This window comes from Streptomyces sp. WAC07094 (assembly GCF_036320405.1).
Lineage (GTDB): Bacteria > Actinomycetota > Actinomycetes > Streptomycetales > Streptomycetaceae > Streptomyces > Streptomyces lannensis.
Map to the genome: position 1 here is coordinate 2,310,593 of NZ_JAVMJZ010000001.1, position 20,271 is coordinate 2,330,863.

At 70.6% G+C, this 20,271-nt stretch carries 14 protein-coding genes; 3 read left to right on the forward strand and 11 right to left on the reverse strand.

The features are described from left to right. Positions 1-420: 420 nt before the first annotated feature. On the reverse strand, positions 421-2,544 hold the full coding sequence (locus RCR19_RS10105; RefSeq protein WP_331264841.1) for a DNA topoisomerase IV subunit B: 2,124 nt from the start codon (positions 2,542-2,544) through the stop codon (positions 421-423). A 441-nt stretch (positions 2,545-2,985) separates the two neighbouring features. Here RCR19_RS10105 and RCR19_RS10110 point away from each other — a divergent pair, with 441 nt between their 5' ends. Then, positions 2,986-3,216 (forward strand): hypothetical protein, encoded by a 231-nt coding sequence (locus RCR19_RS10110; protein WP_059132108.1) that lies wholly within the window; start codon positions 2,986-2,988, stop codon positions 3,214-3,216. A gap of 210 nt (positions 3,217-3,426) precedes the next feature. Here the strand turns inward: RCR19_RS10110 and RCR19_RS10115 are convergent, their stop codons facing one another. The 7 genes from RCR19_RS10115 to RCR19_RS10145 form a co-directional block, all read right to left on the reverse strand. Further along, on the reverse strand, positions 3,427-4,245 hold the full coding sequence (locus RCR19_RS10115) for a serine protease (RefSeq protein ID WP_331264842.1): 819 nt from the start codon (positions 4,243-4,245) through the stop codon (positions 3,427-3,429). Between the two features lie 121 nt (positions 4,246-4,366). After that, positions 4,367-5,914 (reverse strand): RNA polymerase sigma factor, encoded by a 1,548-nt coding sequence (locus RCR19_RS10120; protein ID WP_331264843.1) that lies wholly within the window; start codon positions 5,912-5,914, stop codon positions 4,367-4,369. 557 nt (positions 5,915-6,471) lie between these two features. Next, positions 6,472-7,359 carry an FCD domain-containing protein gene (locus RCR19_RS10125; RefSeq protein WP_331264844.1) on the reverse strand — a complete coding sequence of 296 codons (888 nt, stop codon included), beginning with the start codon at positions 7,357-7,359 and terminating at the stop codon, positions 6,472-6,474. Positions 7,360-7,521: 162 nt separating this feature from the next. After that, on the reverse strand, positions 7,522-9,267 hold the full coding sequence (locus RCR19_RS10130; protein WP_331264845.1) for an ATP-binding cassette domain-containing protein: 1,746 nt from the start codon (positions 9,265-9,267) through the stop codon (positions 7,522-7,524). A gap of 122 nt (positions 9,268-9,389) precedes the next feature. Then, positions 9,390-10,148: an NUDIX hydrolase gene (locus tag RCR19_RS10135; RefSeq protein ID WP_331264846.1), complete on the reverse strand. Its 759-nt coding sequence runs from the start codon at positions 10,146-10,148 to the stop codon at positions 9,390-9,392. A gap of 131 nt (positions 10,149-10,279) precedes the next feature. Next, complete coding sequence (locus RCR19_RS10140; RefSeq protein ID WP_331264847.1) at positions 10,280-12,172, reverse strand: glycogen debranching N-terminal domain-containing protein; 1,893 nt, start codon at positions 12,170-12,172, stop codon at positions 10,280-10,282. A 431-nt stretch (positions 12,173-12,603) separates the two neighbouring features. Then, complete coding sequence (locus tag RCR19_RS10145) at positions 12,604-14,433, reverse strand: DUF4192 domain-containing protein (RefSeq protein WP_331264848.1); 1,830 nt, start codon at positions 14,431-14,433, stop codon at positions 12,604-12,606. Positions 14,434-14,568: 135 nt separating this feature from the next. Between RCR19_RS10145 and RCR19_RS10150 the strand changes: the two genes are divergently transcribed. Both RCR19_RS10150 and RCR19_RS10155 read left to right on the forward strand, forming a co-directional pair. Next, positions 14,569-16,824, forward strand: coding sequence for a RecQ family ATP-dependent DNA helicase (locus tag RCR19_RS10150; protein WP_331264849.1), 2,256 nt, complete (start codon positions 14,569-14,571; stop codon positions 16,822-16,824). A 254-nt stretch (positions 16,825-17,078) separates the two neighbouring features. Continuing rightward, entirely contained in the window at positions 17,079-17,714 is a 636-nt protein-coding gene (locus RCR19_RS10155; protein WP_331264850.1) for a hypothetical protein, read from the forward strand. A gap of 401 nt (positions 17,715-18,115) precedes the next feature. On the opposite strand, the gene RCR19_RS10160 is transcribed toward RCR19_RS10155, so the two are convergent. The 3 genes from RCR19_RS10160 to RCR19_RS10170 all read right to left on the reverse strand — a co-directional run bounded on the left by RCR19_RS10160 (position 18,116) and on the right by RCR19_RS10170 (position 20,239). Beyond that, a complete protein-coding gene (locus RCR19_RS10160; RefSeq protein WP_331264851.1) occupies positions 18,116-18,718 on the reverse strand; it encodes a hypothetical protein in 603 nt (200 codons plus the stop codon). Between the two features lie 69 nt (positions 18,719-18,787). Continuing rightward, positions 18,788-19,489 carry a ribonuclease HII gene (locus RCR19_RS10165; protein ID WP_331264852.1) on the reverse strand — a complete coding sequence of 234 codons (702 nt, stop codon included), beginning with the start codon at positions 19,487-19,489 and terminating at the stop codon, positions 18,788-18,790. A 126-nt stretch (positions 19,490-19,615) separates the two neighbouring features. Then, positions 19,616-20,239, reverse strand: a complete 624-nt coding sequence (locus tag RCR19_RS10170) for a TetR/AcrR family transcriptional regulator (protein ID WP_059132100.1) — start codon at positions 20,237-20,239, stop codon at positions 19,616-19,618. Positions 20,240-20,271: the final 32 nt, after the last annotated feature.

The following is a 20,271-nucleotide window of genomic DNA, read 5'->3' on the forward strand; positions in this document are numbered from 1 at the left end:
GCCCGCCGATGGCCGCCGCCGCGGAAACCCGCCGCCGATGGCACGCACCCGCACACTCGCCGCCGCGGTCCGGAAGCCCCGAGAGCCGTGCCTGTGAAACCGGTGTGATGCGGACATGGGAGGCGGCCGGCCGTCACGCACCGGCCGCTCGAAGGTCCACGGGCAACCCCGAGGCCGTCGCCCCACCGCGGCCGACCGCAAGCCGGGCGCGGTCCGCCCTGCCGACCGCGCCGATCACGGGGGCAAGCTGCCCGGAAGCCACACGGCTCGCGGCCGGAACCCGTCCCCGGCCGCAAGCCCGACCGGCACTCGGTCCCGGTCTCCCGTTCGATGAGCACCCGGACGCCGGCCGGGCCCCGAGCCCGAGCGGGGATCACCGTCGTACGCCCCGGCACTGTCGGCCGGGGCGGTACGCGGAGGTCAGGCGTCGATGCGGGACCGGTCCAGCGTCGCGGCCGAGCTGGAGATGAACTCCTTGCGCGGTGCCACGTCGTTGCCCATCAGCAGGTCGAACACCTGCTCGGCGGACTCCAGGTCGGAGAGGTTGATGCGGCGCAGGGTGCGGTGACGCGGGTCCATCGTGGTCTCGGCGAGCTGGTCGGCGTCCATCTCGCCCAGGCCCTTGTAGCGCTGGATGGAGTCCTTGTACCGGATGCCCTTGCTCTGGAGTTCCAGCAGCTTGTCGCGCAGCTCGCGGTCGGAGTACGTGTAGACGTACTTGTCCTGGCCCTTCTTCGGCTGGACGATCTCGATGCGGTGCAGCGGGGGCACCGCGGCGAACACCCGGCCCGCCTCGACCATGGGCCGCATGTAGCGGTGGAACAGCGTCAGCAGCAGGGTGCGGATGTGGGAGCCGTCCACATCGGCGTCGGTCATCATGATGATCTTGCCGTAGCGTGCCGCGTCGATATCGAACGTCCGGCCCGATCCGGCCCCTATCACCTGGATGATCGCACCGCACTCGGCGTTCTTGAGCATGTCCGTCACGGACGACTTCTGAACGTTCAGGATCTTGCCCCGGATGGGCAGGAGCGCCTGGAACTCCGAGTTCCGCGCAAGCTTGGCCGTACCGAGCGCGGAGTCGCCCTCGACGATGAACAGCTCGCTGCGGTCGACGTCGTCACTGCGGCAGTCGGCGAGCTTCGCGGGCAGCGAGGAGGACTCCAGGGCCGTCTTGCGGCGCTGAGCGTCCTTGTGCTGACGGGCGGCGATACGCGTACGGGCCGCGGCCACGGCCTTCTCCAGGACGACGCGGGCCTGCTGGGCGGCGTCGCGCTTCGTGGAGGTCAGGAACGCCTTGAGCTCCGCGGAGACCACGTTCGTCACGATCCGGCGGGCCGCGGACGTGCCGAGGACCTCCTTGGTCTGGCCCTCGAACTGCGGTTCGGCCAGGCGCACGGTCACGACCGCGGTGAGCCCTTCCAGGGCGTCGTCCTTGACGATGTCGTCCTCGGCGACGCGCAGCAGCTTCTTGGCTCGCAGCACGTCGTTCATCGTCTTGGTCACCGCCTGCTCGAAGCCGGCGACATGGGTGCCGCCCTTGGGGGTGGCGATGATGTTGACGAAGGACCTCAGCGTCGTGTCGTACCCGGTACCCCAGCGCAGCGCCACGTCGACGCCCAGCTCACGGGTGACCTCGGTGGGCGTCATCTGGCCGTGGTCGTCCAGGACGGGGACCGTCTCCTTGAAGGTGCCCTGCCCGGAGAAGCGAAGAACGTCGCACACCGGCTTGTCGCTCGCCAGGTACTCGCAGAACTCGCTGATGCCGCCGTCGAAGCGGAACGACTCCTCGCCCTTGCTTCCGCCCTCGCCCAGCCCGAACTCGTCGCGGACGACGATGGTCAGGCCGGGAACCAGGAAGGCCGTCTGGCGGGCGCGCTGGTGCAGCGCCTCCAGGGAGAGCTTGGCGTCCTTGAGGAAGATCTGGCGGTCCGCCCAGTAGCGCACGCGCGTGCCGGTGCGGGTCTTGGGGATCTTCTTGGCCTTGAGCAGTCCGCTCTTGGACTCGAACTTCGCGGTCGGGCCTTCACCGGCGAAGGCCCCCGGCACACCGCGCCGGAAGCTGATCGCGTGCGTGTGGCCGCCGCGGTCGACCTCGACGTCCAGACGGGCGGAGAGGGCGTTCACCACGGATGCACCGACGCCGTGGAGGCCACCGGAGGCCGCATAGGAGCCGCCGCCGAACTTGCCGCCCGCGTGCAGCTTGGTCATCACGACCTCGACTCCGGACAGACGGGTCTTGGGCTCCACGTCCACCGGGATGCCGCGACCGTTGTCCCTCACCTCCACCGAGCCGTCGTCGTGGAGGATCACATCGATATGGTCGCAGTACCCGCCCAGGGCCTCGTCGACGGAGTTGTCGATGATCTCCCAGAGGCAGTGGCTCAGACCCCGGCTGTCGGTCGAGCCGATGTACATGCCAGGACGCTTCCGCACGGCCTCGAGGCCTTCGAGGACGAGGAGGTGCCGCGCGGTGTAGTTGGAGCCATCGCGGTCTGCTCCTGTCAGCAGCGCTGTGGACGGCACGGACGTATCGGCGGTCACGCGGTTCGCTCCTCGCTGAATTTCGGATGAGGCCCTTTGGGGTAACGGGCCGGCTTGGGTCACCGGACCGAGGGTACCGAGGCCTGGTAGAGCCGTTGTACCGCCACCCTCGTCGAGAACTCACACTAGTCCAGAGTCGCACGGACGTTCGACACCCGGTCGGGGTGAAGTACATATCACGTTCCCTTCGAGGCATGAACCATTTAGCCTCGGGGCACGTCCTCATCCACAACCGGCAACGCCGCCGGGAGGACGCGACCACCGATAAACAGCGCGAACCCGTACGACATACAGACGTAATACGGCACATTCGCCGCCAACCGGCAGCAGCCAGCCGCCCCGGAAAGAATCTTTCGAGGATAAGCCGCGAGCGGGAACGTTTTCGGCCTGGTTGGATGTTGACCCTGGTACGACAGCTCGTCGAGCTAGAGAAGAGGCGACGTGACTACTGTTCTGACCCCCGCGAGCCCGCTGACGGCCGCTGACCGCTGCGACCGTTGCGGCGCTCAGGCGTACGTACGCGTCGTCCTCCTGAGCGGCGGAGAACTGCTCTTCTGCGCCCACCACGGTCGCAAGTTCGAGCCGGAGCTCAAGAAGATCGCCGCTGAGATACAGGACGAGACGGAGCGGCTGACCTCCGTTCCGGCTAGCACCTCGGAAGACGAACGCTGACACCTAGCGCGTACCGACGAGCCGACACCGGCGCCTGGGCCGGTGAAGCGGGCGGCCACTCCGATCACACGGAGTGGCCGCCCGTATTCGTAGGGCGCATCGCAACGGCGCCGCAGAGCGCTCAAGGAGCCGCCCGCCCCGTCACGCAGGCGTGGTCCGCTGAGCGGCACCCGCCGAGGTACGCGATGGAGCTCCGGTCGCGTGTCACCGTCATCGGCCGCCGCTCAGCGCTTTGACGGCCTCGGAGACCCGCGTATAGACCCCGGGGCTGCCCGGCTGCCCGCAGCCGCTTCCCCAGGACACCAGACCGATCAGACGCCCCATGGCGACAAGCGGTCCGCCGCTGTCCCCCTGGCAGGCGTCGTGACCGCCCTGGGGCATGCCCGCACACAGCATGGAAGCGGGCTGGTACTTGCCGTCCAGACCGCCGGGGTATGCCTTCCCGCAGGCATTGTCCTGCAGGACCTGAAGGTTCGCGCCCCGCAGACTGCGCTCGTAGTCCGCGGCGCCGGTGGTGTCGCCCCAGCCGTACACCGTCGCCTGCGTCCCCGGCTGATAGGCCGGATCACCGGCCGCCGCCATGCCGATGACCGAACTCGCCGGCAGCGGGGAGGCAAGGGTGAGCACGGCGAAGTCACCGGCGTTCGTGAGGCTGTTGTACGTCGGATTGACCCACGTGGCGGCCACCGGGATCTCCTTGCCCTGGGCGGACATGAGATCCGTACGACCCGTGATGACCTTCAGGTCCGGCACCTGGCCCGGTGGTGCGCCCAGGACGGCCGCGCTCATGCAGTGGGCGGCGGTCAGGACCCTGGAACGGTCCACCACCACTCCCCCGCAGAACTGCCCCGCACGGGTACCACCGAACCGGTCACGGCTGGAAAGTGCGACGGTCCACGGACTCTTCGAGATGTCGACCGGGAAGCCTCCGATGACGACGTTGTCCGCCGTCGCCGAAACCGGGGACACCAGCGGTATCAGGGCTGCTGCGACCCCTACAGCCAGGGCTCGGGCAAGGTGGCGGCGCATGGACACTCCTCACTGTCGGATGGTCGTAGAACACCCACAGTGATCCACTCGGCTGCGACGCGCACACGCAGAGGGGCCGGTTCCCACGGGAACCGGCCCCTCCGGGGACTACGAGCGAGGCTCAGTCGAGATAGTCGCGCAGCACCTGCGAACGCGACGGGTGACGCAGCTTCGACATCGTCTTGGACTCGATCTGGCGGATCCGCTCACGGGTGACCCCGTAGACCTTGCCGATCTCGTCGAGCGTCTTCGGCTGACCGTCGGTGAGGCCGAAGCGCATGGAGACCACGCCCGCCTCGCGCTCCGACAGGGTGTCGAGGACCGAGTGCAGCTGCTCCTGGAGGAGCGTGAAGCTGACCGCGTCCGCGGGAACGACGGCCTCGGAGTCCTCGATGAGGTCACCGAACTCGCTGTCGCCGTCCTCACCGAGCGGGGTGTGCAGGGAGATGGGCTCGCGGCCGTACTTCTGGACCTCGATGACCTTCTCCGGGGTCATGTCGAGCTCCTTGGCCAGCTCCTCCGGGGTGGGCTCGCGACCCAGGTCCTGGAGCATCTGGCGCTGGACACGGGCCAGCTTGTTGATGACCTCGACCATGTGCACCGGGATACGGATGGTGCGGGCCTGGTCGGCCATGGCGCGGGTGATCGCCTGACGGATCCACCAGGTGGCGTACGTGGAGAACTTGTAGCCCTTGGTGTAGTCGAACTTCTCGACCGCGCGGATCAGACCGAGGTTGCCTTCCTGGATGAGGTCCAGGAAGAGCATTCCGCGGCCGGTGTAGCGCTTGGCCAGGGAGACCACCAGACGGAGGTTCGCCTCCAGGAGGTGGTTCTTGGCGCGCCGGCCGTCCTCGGCGATGATCTCCAGCTCACGCTTGAGCTTGGGGGCCAGCTTGTCCGCGTTGGCCAGCTTGTCCTCGGCGAACAGCCCGGCCTCGATGCGCTTGGCGAGCTCGACCTCCTGCTCGGCGTTGAGCAGCGGGACCTTGCCGATCTGCTTCAGATAGTCCTTGACCGGGTCGGCGGTCGCGCCGGCCGCGGCGACCTGCTGCGCGGGGGCGTCGTCCTCGTCCTCGTCGGACAGCACGAAACCGGCACTCTCGGTGCCCTCGGGCTCGTCGCCGGCCTTGCCGGGGGTCTCCTCGAGGACGACCTCGTCCTCGATCAGCTCGGCGTCGTCCTTCTTGTCGGTCGCCGTCGTCTTCTTGGCGGCCGTCGCCTTCTTGGCGACGGTCTTCTTGGCGACGGTCTTCTTGGCGGTCGTCGCCTTCTTGGCAGCGGCCTTCTTGACGGGCGCGTCCTCAGCCGGGTCGTCGGAGACCGGCACGGCCGGAGCGGCTGGGGCGGTGGCCTTCTTCGCGGTCGCCGTCTTCGCCGCAACGGTCTTGGTGGCCGTGCGCTTGGCCGGACTCTTCGCTGCGACGCTCTTACGGGTGCGCTTGGGCTCTGCGGCACTGACCATCAGCGTCACACCCTCTTCCTCGAGGATCTGGTTGAGGCTGCGCAGTACGTTCTTCCACTGAGTGGCCGGAATCTGGTCAGCTTCGAAGGCCCGACGCACATCGTCGCCGGCGATCTGCCCCTCAGCCTTTCCCCGCTCAATGAGAGCCATGACAGAGACGGACTCGGCGATCTCCGGCGGGAGCGTACGGGATGTGCTGGCCGACACGAACAACCTCTCGGAACGTTGGAAAACGGCTTCCGGCCCCGTCCACCAGGACAGGAGCCGACCGCCGGCTTGGGGATGGGCCGACGGCGCGGGCAAGGGCCGGGGAGATGCACAGCGCCGTGAACGGCGTCCGTATTCCCTCCTCGGCTGTCACCTCTTAGGTCATCGCATAGTGCCCCGGAGCGTTACGCCCAATCCGCGTGGCCCGGATCACACCCCGTAACCGCTCAAAAACGTCCAGATACGGGCAGAGATATTCAGCTGTTGTCGTCCCGGAGGCCAACCGCCCGGCAGCAGGGCGCCGTCGCACCCCGAAGCCCCCCATCGACCCGGGGGCCTGCGGCGGTGCCGACACCCATGACCGGCTCCGCGTCGTCGGCGACGCGGCCGCCCTCCGGAACCGGCGACGCCGTCCGTCCCCGTCGGACTCCGCCGGGTCCCTGGAGGATCCGACGGAGTCCGACGGCGGGTGGACGGCGCTGCGCGGTTGCGGACCGCACGGCCCGGTGCTGCACGACGGGCACCCACGCCCGGTCGCACCGCCCGCGCGGTTGCGGTCAGTGCTCCCGCGGCGCCGGCACCACGCGCTCAACCTCGGGGTGGACCGTGAGCAATTGACGCATCGCGCTCTCGGCGGCCGCCCCGTCGCCCGCGGCGAGCGCGTCGACGATGCGGGCGTGCTGCGTCAGGGCCGCGTCGTTCGGGCGCTCGCAACCCGTCACCGGTCCGCCGGAGACCTGCAGGGCGGCCGAGACGATCCCCGAGAGGTGCTCCAGCATGCGGTTGCCGGCGACCTGGATCAGCAGCGAGTGGAACTCGGCGTCGGCACGCGAGAAGGTCAGGGAGTCGCCCTGGCCCATGGCGTGCCCCATGATCTCGACCATGTCGCCGAGCCGCTGCTGAACCTCCTCACGTCCGTGACCTGCGGCGAGGCGGGCGGCGAGCGGCTCGATGGTCCACCTCAGCTCGCTGAGTTCGCGGCGCTGGTCGTCGCGCTGGGGCCCGAAGGCCCGCCACTCGATGATGTCCGGGTCGAGGAGGTTCCAGTCGCTCACGGGACGTACCCGGGTGCCGACGTTCGGCCGGGCGCTGACCAGGCCTTTCGCTTCGAGGACGCGCAGCGACTCACGGACGACGGTGCGGGACACCTCGAATCGCTGACCGATCTCCTCCGGTACCAGGGGGCGGTCGGCACCCAGGTCGCCGGAAACGATCATCTGGCCCAGTTGCTGGACGAGTTGGCCGTGGAGTCCACGTCCACGGCTGCCCGCGGCGCGTCGGCCGACGCGACCCAGTTCCGGGTCCGCGCCCTCCCAGGAGGGTGAGCCGACGCGGTCGGCGGCGGGCGCCGCGGCGTAGGGGTAGCGGTCGAGTTCGCCCGGTCCGGCCAGGCCGGAGTCTGCGGAGCGGGCGGCGGTCATCATGGTGTGCGCAAGGGTACTCACGGATCCTTTGTCGGCGCCCTCTTCAACTGCCTTGAGGTCTTTGGTGAAAAGCACACGAAAGGGTGATCGCTCACAGCGTCGCAATTGACGCCTTATCGGAAAGAAATGGGCACTTTCCGGGGAGTTGCGTGCACGGCGGGCAGGGTTGGGCACAGACGGTTGTCATCGGGCCCTGCCGCGCAGCACCGTGAGCAGATACGCGCAGAGCAGCAAGGCCAGGGACAAGGCCAGTGCGCCGCCGACGGGTTGAGCGATCACATGCACCGCGGCTGTCAGGTACCGCTCGCCGCCCAAGGGCCACTGCAGCGGCGAGAGTCCCCGCATCCGTACGGCGAGGCCCTCCGCGGTCCCCACGGACGGCCTCGCCAGCACCTGCTGCAGAACGGGTACGACGAGGACGGGGACCGCGAGCACCGCGGCGAGTCCGGCCATCGTGGACCGGAAGATCCCGGCGGCCAGCACACCGGCCCAGGCACACCCCACGACGAGCCCGCACCAACTCACGACGAGGGAAAACCAGTCAGCCGGGACCCGCGCCACCTCTCCCCCGAAGACGACGGCGACGACCTCGAAGTCGAAGGTGATCGTGAGCACGGCCAGGGCAAGCGCGACGGCTCCGGTGACCAGGAGCTTCGCGGCCAGCAGCCCCAGGCGCCGCGGGACGGTCCCGCGGTGCGCGGCGAGGACGGGGTGGCGGAACTCGTCGCCGAAAGCGAGCGCGCCGAGCAGGCCCGCGCCGAGCGCGGCGGGCGGCAGCGGAAGATCCTGCGGCCAGGCCGCCGCCACCAGGTGCCCCTGGGTGTGTCCGCTGCGGGCAAGGATCACGGAGACGAGAACGGAGACGACGAGCGCGGCGGCGGTGACGAGATAGGCCGTGGCGACACCGGAGGTACGGAGCATTTCGTAGCGCAGTGGGCGAAGGGGATCGGCAGCGACGCGAACCCCGACGGGCGGCGGCAACGCGGGGAGATCACCCGCCTCCTGGGTCTTCGCCGACGGCGACGGCGCCGCTGCCGCCCCTGCTTCGGCAGCAAGTCCCGTGTCACCGATCTCGTCAGCGAGTTGGTGCACGAGGATGCCGTGCCGGAACGCCGCCTCCCCGACATCGGCGCACGTACTGCCGTACACCGAGAGCCGGTTGCCGTCCTCATGGACGACCTCCACCGAACGCCGGGCCGCCCTCGCCTCCTTGACGAGGAGCGCCCCAAGTCGCTCTGCGTGCGGGCTGCGTACGGCCACGCGCGGGCGCAGCCGGGTCCGGCCGAAGTCGGCGGCCTCCTGGTCGGCGACGAGCCGGCCCCTGTCGAGCGTGACGACGCGGTCGGCGTTACCGGCCGCCTCCTTGGGGTCGTCCGTGGCGAACAGGACCGTGCCGCCCTGGGCGGCGTGCGCGCGCAGAACGCCGTGCAACCAGCGCCCCTCGCGAGCGGAGAGACCGTGGACGGGCTGGTCGACGACGAGGGTGTGCGGGTCGCCGAGAAGAGCGCAGGCGAGACCGAGGCGGCGATCCATGCCGCGCGAGAGCGTCCCCAGCGGCTCGTGACCCAGGCCGGCGAGTCCTACCCTCTCGAGGACCTCGTCCGCACGACGGACGGGCACGCCCGCCACGCAGCACAGCATGCGCAGTTGCCCACGGACCGTACGCGCGGGATGGCCGGGGACGTCGCCGAGGAGTACGCCCACCTCACGTTGCGGATGGGCGATGCGGTGCAGCGGACGTCCTCGGAAGTAGGTGATGCCGCGGCCCGGTTGGAGTTCGAGCATCAGCCGGAGCGCCGTCGTCTTGCCTGCACCGCAGGCTCCGAGGAGCGCGGTGACGTGGCCCGCGTGCGCCTCGAAGGACACGTCGTCGACGGCGGGCGGAAGGTCCCTGCGGGGATTGCTGGTCAGTCCGATCGCCTGGATCACCTGATGCAAGATAGCGCGATATGTCCGCTTTTTCGGTCACCGTGGCGTCGGTACCGTGCCGACTGCCCCATAGGACATGTGTCCGCGGCGGCCTCGCTGCGCGAACGATGCCCCTACGGTGGTCAGACCTCGGGACGCAGCATCGGCGGGTTCAGCAGCGTGGCCCCGCCCGCACGGAAGAGCTGTGCCGGACGCCCGCCCTGTCTGGTCGTCGTGCCCCCCGTGGGAACGAGGAACCCTGGGGTTCCGGTCACCTTGCGGTGGAAGTTGCGCGGGTCGAGGGCCACACCCCACACGGCCTCGTACACCCGGCGCAGCTCACCCACGGTGAACTCGGCCGGGCAGAACGCGGTGGCCAGCGAGGAGTACTCGATCTTGGAACGGGCACGCTCCACACCGTCGGCCAGGATCTGCGCATGATCGAAGGCGAGCGGTGCCGCCTGCTCCCCGTCCCTGCCGTAGCCGCCCTGCTGCAACAACTCCTCCACAGGGGCCCAGCGTGCGCTGTTGGCATCCCCGCCGGGCCGCGGCGCCGGCAGGTCGGGAGCGAGCGCGAGGTGCGCCACGCTCACCACTCTCATCCGCGGGTCACGCTTCGGGTCGCCGTACGTCGCCAGTTGTTCCAGGTGAGCGCCGTTGTCCTGAACGGGTGCGTTGGGGTCATGGGCGCACAGCCCCGTCTCCTCGCCCAGCTCACGTGCGGCAGCCTGCGCCAGATCCTCGTCCGCCCGAACGAATCCCCCCGGGAGCGCCCATCGGCCCTGGAACGGCGGTTCGCCCCTGCGCACCGCCAGCGCACACAGAGCATGGCGGCGCACGGTCAGCACGACCAGGTCCACGGTAACGGCGAAGGGCGGAAAGGCTGACGGGTCGTAGGGCATGCCGCGATCATAGTCGTCTGCTTGACGATAAACACTCCCTTCGGCAACCGCTTCCGCAGCTGATCCAGTTCTGTCGCCGACCCGCCTCATCGAGGGGCGCCACCCGCCTTCCTGCGGCATGTCACCCGAGGTCACACCCCCATCTGCAGCCCGTCGGCGACTTCCTCCACCGTGGCGAGGCCGAGCCGGCCCACGCGCACGGAGAAGGGCGCACCGGCAAGTCTCAGTCCCGTCAGGACGATCTCGCCCAGTGGTGCACTGCGGACCGGGCACAGGGTCACCGTCCCGCCCGGTACATCGGGGCGGATACCGGCGAGCGTGGTCAGCAGCAGAACCCCGGCCGCGGCCGCGGTGGCGGCGGGGCGGCAGGCCGCCGGATGCGGCAGCGGTCTGCCGGCCTCCACACGCGGCTCGCCCCCGAACATCTCGGGCAGCCGATACCCGAACGCCTCCGCCGCGGCGAGCATCCCGCCCAGCAGCGCGCCTGCCTCCTTCTCGTGGCCGACGGCGGCCAGTCCCGCCACGGCGACCGCCGTCTCCTGCGCCCGCACCGTGCCACCGCGGTGCCCGAAGGGGTTGTACGCCCCTTCCGTCGCGCCGAGGCCACGCAGTCCCCAACCGGAGTCCATGTCGGGACCGCCGAGCAGCCGCGCCAGTTGCTCCGTCCGCACCTTGTCGAGCAGGCCTGGGGCCAGCGCACCCGATCCGAGCAGACCGGTGTCCAGGAGATGCGCGGCGCCGGCCCCGAGATGCGGAACCACGCGCCCGTCCCGGGTACGGGCGGCGGCAGGTCTCCCGCCGGACCGGTCCTCGATCCAGAAGTCCGCACCGAACGCTCCGCGCAGATCTTCGGCCCATTCGCGCAGCTCCGGTCCGCCCGGCCGCCCCCACGCGTGCAGGAGATCGGCTCCGACCATGGCCGCCCGGTACGCGTGCGCCTGGGTCTCACAGCGCAGCGGCCCGTCCGGCTGGGGATCGGAGAGGTAAACGCCGTCGCCGACCGTGGTGCGCAGCCATCGCAGACAGTTCTCGGCCGCGGGCAGCAGTTCCTCGGTCTCCCTCTCCGGAAGCCCCCAGCGCCAGGCCTCCGCGAGAAGGACGGGGAACAGCAGGGTGGCTTCCGTGCCCGTGCAGCCCGGCGGTACATGCGTGCCCGCGTCGCGGCGAGGGCCCGGGATCATGCCCGCGCGCAGGCCGGGACCGGCGAGTTGGGTACCGGCCAGGATCCGCAGTGTGCCCGCGGCAAGCCGGGTGCCCAGTGGCAGCGTCATCCGCGCCGCCGCCAGACAGTCGGCGGGTGCCGGTCCGCAACGCCAGGGGGCTCCCGCCGCAAGGAGAAGGTCGGACGTGCGGGCTGGATCACGCAGGAGCAGGGCCTGGAGGTCTTCGATGCTGGTGTTCAGCAGCGGCTGGACTCTCGGGTCGTCGCCGGTGGCCCGGGCCTGGGCGAAGGGGCTCGTCGTCCCGTGACCCACCGCCCGGACCGGCACTGTGTCGTCCGGCCTCAGTCGCACCTCCACGCTTCGTGTCCCGCCGGGCGGCAGTTCCATCTCCCAGCGAAGGAGCCCGGCGGAGGCGAGAACATCGGCGGGCGGCGGGCTGGCGGTGACCGCGCAGTCGCCCTTGGCGTGGGACCAGCGCAGCCCGGAGCCGTGCACGGTGGCGGAGATTTCGGGACCGGAATCCCCCGCGGCGACTGCCGCCAGCTCCGTGAGGTCGGTGGCCAGGGACACCTCCAGCGGCAGACGCAGCGGGCGCGTGGCCGCGCTGTGCAGAATGATCCGCTCGGTGCCGTCCGCGAACCTCAGTCGCTCCACGACGACGTCCGGGTCCGGACCCACGTCCGCAGCCGCGTGGACGGTACCCACGAATCGCGCGCAATCGGCCGCGATCATGCGAGCCTGCACGGCCAGGGGCTCCCGTCCCGCCACGCGCACCTGGCAGCGGGACAGCACGCGGCGACCCGCGCGGTAGAACCCCTCCAGTCCTCGTCCCGTCAGCTGCCCCTGATCCGTGGAGATCACCAGTCCGGGAAGGGCGACGCAGATCAGGGCGGTGTGTGCGGGTGGCAGGTCGGCGACATGACGGGGCGCGTGAGCCGCGGTCGTTCGCGTCCGGCTCCCGCGTGAGGCGGGCGGCGTCCCATCGGCACTGCGGGGCGGGGCTACCGGCACACCTCTGGGGGGCTGTGACGCCGAGGTGCCATGGCGGGTGGGTCTGTCGCCGTCGTGGGCGAACTGCGGTGTGGGCAGGGGCATGAGAGGGCTTCCTCTGCGCTCGGGGCGCCTCGGGAGGCGGCGAGCGCCGGGTGGGGGCTCGGGAGGGTGGTGCGTGATGCGGCGGGGCGGCCCGAGCACGGGTTCCGCCACACAGGTGAACAGGAAGGGCTTCCCCCGGGTCACGCCTGTGAACGGGAAGCCGACCGAACGGCGGTAGATCCGGGGGCGCAAGCCACTCACTTGGCTTCACCCCTCACACACCTGCGCCCATTGCGGCGGATCGCCGACCGGCCGCCGGGGCTGCCCGCTGCGCGGCGGGGCCCGTCACCACCGGTCGGTGTCTCGGCCGGTGCCTCGGCAGGGCGCCGGCGACGGTCACCGGCGGCCCCGCCGGAACGACTCCAGGACCGGCTGCCTCGGCTCAGCCGACGTGCCCGGCGATACCCACCGCGAGCGGTCGTGCCACGGGGTGGCCGTGCGGCTGGTGCGGGCTGCGACGGATCGGGGTGTGCTGTGACCGGGTCCGTCGAGGCAGAGGCGTCATCAGTGGTCGGCCCGACCCGTTCGTCAAGTGCCGGGCGGCTGTCGGTCGACGGATTCGAGGCCGCCGGAGTGTCGGGCAGCGGCTCGTCGTCCGAGAGCGTCGTGAGCCATTCGTCGGACGGTTCGTCGACGGGGCAGCCGTCATCGCTGACGGGCACGGGCCACTCCTCGGGCGGATCGCCCGCGGACTCGGCTTGCGCCGCCGGACGACGGTCGCCGCCGGTTTCTTCCCTCGACGCAGCCGGATCGTCTGTCGCCGCTGCATCACCGTCCGGCTCCACAGCGTCCGTGCTCTCGTGGCCTCCGTCATCCACGCGCTCTGCCCGCAGGCACCGGCGGACCGCCTCCGGGTCAATGCCGTCGTTGCACGCCTGGTGCAGGAGGCGGGCGAAGAGGTATTCCGGGTCCGCAGCCAGGGCCATTGCCAGGGCTTCACGGGCCTCGAGCTGGTCGCCTGTCGACCAGGCGACCCATCCGGCGAGCGTCAGCGGCGCGGCGGCATGCTCGCCGTATCCCCCGACGCAACGGCGGGCCAGCGCGCGCCACAGACGCAGGGCCACGGCGGCCTCCGGCCCCTCCATCCAGGCAGCGGCGCGGTCACGCGTCGTGCGGTCCTGCAAGCCGAGGATCAAGGCCGCGGCCTCGTCGTGCTCGAGCAGTTCGTCGTCGCGACGGTCGACCACCTGCGTGGCCGCGACGGGCGTGGCCTCGGCGAGGCGGGTCATGACCCGCTCGGCGAGCGCGAGTGTTTCGGCGGCGACGTCGTCACGCGTGCCCTCGCTCAGAATCCTGGGGACGAGTGCCGAGCTCGCGGCGTCCAGTGCGGCCTCCTGAGCGAGGACGTCGGACGTCTGCCGAGGACTGAGCCGCACCCTGAACTCCTTGAGGGTGCCGCGCACCTGAAGACCGGCATAGGCGGCCGCGGCAGCCAGCACCGAGGTGCCGGGAAGGCCCATCGTCCGCCCCTCGGCGGGACAGCAGACGGGACTCGCGCAGCAGTACGACCAGAAGCGACCGTCGGAGATGCACAGGGCCTCCACCACGGGAACGTCGAGGCTGCCGCAGGCCGTGCGCAGCAACTGGGCGAGCGGCCGCAGGCGCTCCATCACGTCACGGCCCGTCTCACCGCCCACCGGTTCCTGGACGACGTAGGCGATCATGGCTTCCGGCCTGGCCCCTCTGCGCCGGCTGCCGTCCACCAGGCCGTGCGCCAGCTGCTGGGCCGCGGACGGCCAGTCGTCGGGGAGGACGGGGACACCGAGCCGTGCCCGCCCGCCGAACCTTCCCCGCCCCTCACGATCGTGCAGGGCGACCAGCACAACGCTGTCCTCGGGCCGGTACCCCAGCAGATACGGCAGGGCGTCGGCCAGTTCGGCCGGGGAACGCAGCGTGACCTGGGTCTCACTGCACGGGCCCGCCAAGCGTCCGTGTCCTTCGCGTACTGAGGGCTCGCCGCCGGTGTGTGCGGATGCGCCCATGTCACCGGTGCCGGACGAGCCGGCAGCTTCGTCGTGGTTCGTCATGCCGCGACGATCTCGCGGATCCTCACATCCCGTTTCGGCCTGTGGATAACCACGGCCATGAGCACGCCAGGTTTTGTCCACAGGCGAACGAGGTTCGTTCGCGCGATGTCGGACCGATCAGGTTGCATGGATGCCATGACCGACGAACAGCCGCGCCGCACGACGCATGGAACCACGTCCACGCCGACGGGCACCCCTATCTCGGGATCCGCCCCTCTGGACCCACCCCGCACCGGGGCCGGGGGCGAGCTGCGGGCCGCCGCCGACGCGGTGCTCGCCCGGCTCGTCGGCGCCCCGGCCGGTGAGGCCCGGCTGCGCGAGGATCAGTGGAGCGCCATCGAGGCCCTCGTGGCGCACGGGCGCAGAGCCCTGGTCGTACAGCGCACCGGCTGGGGCAAGTCCGCGGTCTACTTCGTCGCGACCGCGCTCCTGCGTGAGCGCGGCGCGGGCCCCACCGTCATCGTCTCGCCCCTCCTCGCCCTCATGCGCAACCAGGTCGAGGCCGCGGCACGGGCCGGAATCCACGCCCGCACCATCAACTCGTCGAACTCCGAGGAGTGGGAGACCATCCAGGCCGAGGTGACCGCGGGCGAGGTGGACGTCCTGCTGGTGAGTCCGGAGCGGCTCAACAACCCGGACTTCAGAGACCGGGTGCTCCCCGAGCTGGCGGCCGCGACCGGTCTGCTGGTGGTCGACGAGGCGCACTGCATTTCCGACTGGGGCCATGACTTCCGACCCGACTACCGCAGGCTGCGCACGATGCTCGCGGACCTGCCGCCCGGCGTGCCGGTGCTGGCCACGACCGCGACGGCCAACGCGCGGGTGACGGCGGACGTGGCGGAACAGCTCGGTACCGGGGCCGGTACGGACGCGCTGGTGCTGCGTGGCCCGCTGGACCGGGAAAGTCTGAGCCTCGGCGTGCTGCGGCTTCCGGACGCCGCCCACCGTATGGCCTGGCTCGCCGACCACCTCGACGAGCTGCCGGGTTCCGGCATCATCTACACGCTCACCGTGGCGGCTGCCGAGGAGGTCACCGCGTTCCTGAGGCAGTGCGGGCACACCGTGGCCTCGTACACCGGCAAGACGGAGAACGCCGATCGGCAGCAGGCGGAGGAGGACCTGCTGGCCAACCGGGTCAAGGCGCTGGTCGCCACGTCGGCCCTCGGGATGGGCTTCGACAAGCCCGACCTCGGCTTCGTGGTGCACCTCGGTTCACCGTCGTCCCCGATCGCCTACTACCAGCAGGTGGGGCGGGCGGGACGCGGTGTCGAGCACGCCGAGGTGCTGCTGCTTCCGGGCAAGGAGGACCAGGCGATCTGGGAGTACTTCGCGTCGATCGCGTTTCCCCCGGAGGAGCAGGTGCGGCGCACTCTGGACGCTCTTGCCCGGTCGGACCGGCCCTTGTCGCTGCCCGCCCTCGAGCCGCTGGTCGAACTGCGCCGGTCCAGACTCGAGACGATGCTCAAGGTGCTGGACGTGGACGGCGCGGTGCGCCGTGTGCAGGGCGGCTGGATCGCGACGGGCGTCCCGTGGACGTACGACACCGAGCGCTACGCCTGGGTGGCAAAGCAACGCGAGACCGAGCAGCAGGCGATGCGCGACTACGTGAGCACGACGGGCTGCCGCATGGAGTTCCTGCGGCGGCAGCTGGACGACGAGGGCGCCGCCCCCTGCGGACGCTGCGACTCCTGCACGGGACCGCGGTTCACCGACACGGTCTCTCCTGCCGCGCTGGATGCGGCGCTCGGTGAACTCGGCCGCGCGGGTGTCGAGGTCGAACCCCGCAAGATGTGGCCCACGGGTCTGCCTGCGGTCGGTGTGGAGCTGAAGGGACGCATCCCGGCCGCGGAACAGGCCGCGCCGGGGCGAGCGCTCGGGCGGCTCTCCGACATCGGCTGGGGCAACCGGCTGCGGCCGATACTGACGCCTCAGGCCCAGGACGGGCCCGTCCCGGACGACGTCGCGAAGGCGGTGGTCGGCGTGCTGGCCGACTGGGCCAAGGGACCCGGCGGCTGGGCCTCGGGACGACCCGACGCACAGCCGCGTCCGGTGGGGGTCGTCACCATGGCCTCACGCACACGTCCGCAGCTGATCCACTCCTTGGGGGCGCGCATCGCCGAGATCGGACGGCTGCCGCTGCTGGGTTCCGTTCGGTACTCCGGCGACGTCCCCCGTGTGCCCCGGAGCAACAGCGCACAGCGGCTCAAGGCGCTCGACGGTGCGCTGACCGTGCCCCCGGAGCTCGCCTCGGAGTTGCGGAACGCGGGCGGTCCCGTGCTGCTGGTGGACGATATGACGGAGACGGGTTGGACCTTGGCCGTGGCCGCACGCATGCTGCGCCGGGCCGGAGCAGAGGGGGTGTTGCCGCTGGTACTCGCCGTGCAGGCGTGACCCGCCCCTTCCCTGGGAACACATTCGCCTGAGCTCGGGAACACATCCGGAAGAGATACAGCAGGGGATATAGGCCACAGATCGCCAGGAACCGGCCGGTGGCGTCAATTGCTCGTTGCCGCATTCCAGTTCGACGGCAAGAATTGAGGTCCGCTCCCCGCACGGCCGTCCGTGATCCGGCAGGGCCCGTTGGGATGCGCACCCCCCGAGTCCGACCTCGCCCGCAGTGTGGGCGCGTAGCCGAAGGGAGGATCGTGACCTTCGGATTCGCTTCGTCCCCGGTGGCATCCATGTCGGCGTCCGCCGATCTGTCCGCCGCTTCCGCCAATCCCCTGGCCCGGGTGCTCGAGCCCGCCGAGTGGGCAGCCGCAGGGATCCCGCTGCTGCGCAACCCCCGTGAAGTCGTCGTCGGGCTCCATGCCCTGCACCGGCCGCGCCCCTCCACGGTTGTGGTGGCGGTCCTGGATCAGGACGAACAACTGCGGGCGAGCGCCTCGTTCACGCGCCGCCAGGCCCCTGCGGACGGCTGGACGTTCCGCAACGCGCTTCTCGCCCAACTGCGCCGGGTGATTCCGCACGACCTGCGGCGCCGCACGCCGGTGCGGACGGCCGTGCTGCTCCACTGCCGCGAGGGGGACGCACGGTGGACGGAGGAGGACGGGGCGTGGATGTGGGGGCTGCGGGACGCCTGCACGCTGCACGGACTGCGCTGTGGTTCGTACATCACGCTGACCGGTGACGGCTGGCAGGTTCTCGGCGAGAGACGCGGCGGACGCCGCCCGGACTCGAAGTCCGCTCCGGAGAGCACCGATCCGATGGGGGCACCGCCTGCGCTCCCGCGCACCGGAGGAGTCGCCTCCGAGGTGATGCACCGGGCCGCCGCCCGCTGAGGGCGGCACAACCGCCCGCCGGCGACAGGTCGCGCAGGGACCGCGGCACTTCCGACGGCGGCCTGCCGGACGGACCATGGCCCACCCCGAAGCGCGCCGCGCAGGGACGCGACACACAACGGCAGGCGGAATGTGGGCGGCCGGAGACTCGTCGCGCCGACCTGGCCCATGGATACAGCTGGATATGCCACAGCGAAACACCGGGCCGGCGGTCACCGACGGCGTTCCGGCAGTCCGCGCGCTACCGGACGCCCGGGCGAAAGAGCAGGACGGATCGACCACCGCACACAGGCCGCCGATCCGGCGCTCCCGCCGACGCCCGAAGCCAGAACCGGGTGACCCGGCTCCGGTCTCCGCGCGAACTGGCGGGACCTGAGTGATCCGGACAGGGCCCGGATCGCTCAGACGCCCGCGCCGAGCAGCGAGTCGATCTGCTTCGGGTCGCCGCAGACGATCAGCAGGGCACCGGCCCGGCCCATTGCCAGCGGAAGCACGGTGGCGACCGACTCGTCGGCGCCGCCGTTGACGGCGACCACGACCACCGGGCGGGCGGCGGCGCGGGAGGCCACGGAGGCGTCGGCGTAGAAGACGTCGTCACCGGCGTCGTGCTGCGCCCAGTACGCGGTCTCACCGAAGGACATTTCGTGTGCGGCCCACGGATGCGGTTCGCCGGTGGTGATCACCAGCACGTCGCCGGGAACACGACCCGAGTCGAGCAGCAGGTCGACGGCTTCTTCAGCGGCGTCCAGCGCGCCCTCGACCGAGGCCGGGATGAGCTGGATCTGTGGGTTGACGGAGGGAGCTGGCTGTTCGGACTTGGCCGGTTCGCGCGGGGTGCGCTGGGCCGGCATGGGCCTCGGCCCCGGACGACCGGGACGCGGGGGGGCCGCGGGACGCGGTCCTGGCACGGGACGAGGGGTCGGCGCGGTGCGGCCTCCGGCCGGCGTGGCGCGGGGACCCTGGGCACTCTCGTGAATCTGAGGCTCCTCGGGAATGAGAGGCATGGGCTGATATCTATCAAACGCCGGTGCGGCCGGCGTCGGCGGGTGGCACATGAGTGCGATCGGAACCGGTCAGAAGTCGAAGCCGAGCTGGCCCTCGATTTCCGGTGCGCTTCCGTCCGCCCAGCTGCGGACCTTCTTGAGATGCCGCCACTGAGGCAACGCATCAAGATACGCCCACGACAAGCGGTGGTACGGGGTGGGGCCCCGCTCCGCGAGTGCGGCCTTGTGCACCGGGGACGGATACCCGGCGTTGGCCGCAAACCCGAAGTCTGCATGGTCGATACCCAGTTCGGCCATCATTTTGTCGCGGTGAACCTTGGCGATCACCGAGGCCGCCGCGACGGCCACACACGACTGGTCGCCCTTGATCACCGTACGGACGTTCCAGGGCGTCCCGAGATAGTCGTGCTTCCCGTCGAGGATGATCGCCTCGGGGCGGATCGGAAGCACTTCGAGGGCGCGAACGGCGGCGAGCCGAAGTGCGGCTGTCATCCCGAGGTCGTCGATCTCCTCAGGAGAGGCGTGACCGAGGGAATAGGCCGTCACCCACTGCTCCAACACCACGGCGAGTTCGGTGCGCCGCTTCACGGTGAGCAGTTTGGAGTCGGTGAGTCCCTCGGGGGGCCGGCGTAGGCCTGTGACCGCCGCGCAGACGGTGACGGGGCCGGCCCAGGCACCGCGTCCCACCTCGTCTACACCGGCGATGACCTTCGCTCCGGTCGTTGCGCGAAGGGAGCGCTCGACGGTGTGAGTAGGTGGTTCGTACGGCATGGCGCCCTTAGCCTACGCCGCCCGGATCCCCGTGCGACACCCCGGTTTGCCGCGGCGGCGGCACATCTCTCGGCGACTCGTTCGCAAGCGCCCGCCGCCGCGATCCGACGGCTCGGAAGGCCGGGATCAGCCCTGCTCGGGACGGAGCAGCGGGAGCATCAGCTGGTCGATCATCTCCTCGATGTCCTGCTCGATCCATTCGCTTCCGCACATCTTTGCTCGGTACATCATCATCGCCGGAATGGCATCGAAGACATAGCCGTTCGCAGCGGCGGGCCGCACCTCACCCCGCTCGATTCCACGGTTGATGACCTCACGCAACAGCTTGAGGGTCGGCTCCACGACGCCGTCGTAGATCACACCGTGGAAGCGCTCGGCCTGCAGGTTGTCGCATTCGTGAATGACCGATCGAAGCGCGAAACCCGGGCGCGAGTACATCGCCTCGCGGGCCAGCCGGCAGAGCGCGAGGAGGTCCTCGCGCACATTCCCGTGGTCGGGCGCCTCGTCGAGGCGGGGCAGCCCGGCCTGGAGCGCGTCGGCGACGAGATCCTCCTTGGAAGGCCAGCGGCGGTAGACCGCCGCCTTGCCGGTCTGGGCGCCCGCGGCGACGCCCTCCATCGTGAGGCCGTTCCAGCCGACCGTACTGAGTTGCTCCAGGGCGGCTTCGAGGATCGCGCGCTCGAGCACAGCACCACGTCGACGAAGGGAAGCCGGCTGAGCGGAGGCGGCCGTCCAGGAGGAAGTACCCATCTAAGTGTCTCCGTTGAGCATGGGGAAGCGGG

Excerpts from the sequence above, each read along its gene's own strand:
- RCR19_RS10145 (WP_331264848.1), bottom strand. The coding sequence starts at position 14,433 with ATGACGAACCACGACGAAGCTGCCGGCTCGTCCGGCACCGGTGACATG.
- RCR19_RS10170 (WP_059132100.1), bottom strand. The coding sequence starts at position 20,239 with ATGGGTACTTCCTCCTGGACGGCCGCCTCCGCTCAGCCGGCTTCCCTT.
- RCR19_RS10115 (WP_331264842.1), bottom strand. The coding sequence starts at position 4,245 with ATGCGCCGCCACCTTGCCCGAGCCCTGGCTGTAGGGGTCGCAGCAGCC.
- RCR19_RS10160 (WP_331264851.1), bottom strand. The coding sequence starts at position 18,718 with ATGCCTCTCATTCCCGAGGAGCCTCAGATTCACGAGAGTGCCCAGGGT.
- RCR19_RS10135 (WP_331264846.1), bottom strand. The coding sequence starts at position 10,148 with ATGCCCTACGACCCGTCAGCCTTTCCGCCCTTCGCCGTTACCGTGGAC.
- RCR19_RS10150 (WP_331264849.1), top strand. The coding sequence starts at position 14,569 with ATGACCGACGAACAGCCGCGCCGCACGACGCATGGAACCACGTCCACG.
- RCR19_RS10165 (WP_331264852.1), bottom strand. The coding sequence starts at position 19,489 with ATGCCGTACGAACCACCTACTCACACCGTCGAGCGCTCCCTTCGCGCA.